The following is a 1,217-nucleotide window of genomic DNA, read 5'->3' as shown; positions in this document are numbered from 1 at the left end:
GTGTCGTACGGCGGCGGCGGAGGGCCAGGGCGGCGAGGGCGTAGAAGACCAGCTGGACCGTCACCAAAACGGTGAAGAACGGGCCGCGGACCTCGCGCAGCACCTTGCTGGCCAGGTCGGCGTCGGCGAGTTCGGTCACCGTGGCGGACGGCGTCTCCGGGGCCGGGCCGCCTGCCTGCCAGGGGCGGCCCACGATCCCGCGGGGCGCGTCCAGGCCCAGGAGCTGGACGGCCGTGGCGGTGAGGTCGGTGATGGTGACCAGGGCGTCCTGGCGGGTGGAGGTGGCCGTGAGGTGCCCGTACGGGAAGGGTTGTCCTGTGGCGGACGGGCCGGCGGCCAGCGCCACGTGCAGGTGGGCGTCGGGGGTGACGTCGGATACGCCGGCCAGCAGGATCGTGGCGCCGGGAGGCAGCCGGTCGATCAGGGCGCCGATCCGGCGATCGGCCTCCGCCACCGCGGCTCGGCGCTCGGGCGCCGGGAGGGCTGTGGGGACGCCGTACTCGTCGTGAGGGCGGTTGAACCAGGCCTGGGCGAGGTCGTCGGCGTCGAAGACGATCAGGTCGTACGGGGCCAGGTCGGTGAGCGCCTCGGGAGTAGGGGCGTATTTGGCGATATTTCCGGACGTGTCGGCGGCGGCCAGGGCGGCGCCCGGTCCGATGGCGGCCACCTTGCCGCCGTTGTCAGCGACGAGTCCCCCCAGCGTGCCGATGCGCGCGTCGTATCCGGTCTCGGCCTGGTACGCCGCCATCGCCGCCCATCCCGGCACCGTGGCACCCTCTCCGGACGGTTGTGGAACCGGCGGCTCAGGACAGCCACGCACATCCGTCCCGGCCCGCTGCCCGGCGGACACGGTCAACCAGCCGGCGACGGGGCAGGTGATCCCCCGCTCAGGAGGAGGCACGGCCCGCGTCGACAGCGACCCCGAGGCACCCTGCCCGACGAGCCGCCACAAGGCCGGGGTGTTGACCTGATCGATGTCACTCCACTCCAGCCCCGGAACCCCGATCAACGCCACCCGCCTCTCAACCGCCCGCTCGCCGGCCGAGGACCCCCCACGACGTCCCGCCACCGGCGTGCCGCCGCCTGTGAGGCCGGCCTGGGGAAGTGCAGTGGCCGGGGTGGTGGCGGTGATCGGTCCGGCCGCATGGTGGAGGGCGGTGGTGGATGTGGTGCTGAGCGTCTCGAGGGCCAGGACTGGTGTGGTGGGGGTGAGGAGG

Annotated in this window: 1 pseudogene; it reads right to left on the bottom strand. The window is 73.7% G+C overall.

What is annotated here, in order from left to right:
• A pseudogene (locus C1J01_RS48135) lies at window positions 1-766 on the bottom strand (hypothetical protein); the annotation flags it as partial.
• Window positions 767-1,217 lie beyond the last annotated feature (451 nt).

The organism is Nonomuraea aridisoli (assembly GCF_003236395.1).
In the GTDB taxonomy this organism is placed as follows: Bacteria; Actinomycetota; Actinomycetes; order Streptosporangiales; family Streptosporangiaceae; genus Nonomuraea; species Nonomuraea aridisoli.
Note: the sequence above shows the minus strand (reverse complement) of the source record. Positions and strands in the feature narration are given on the sequence as shown.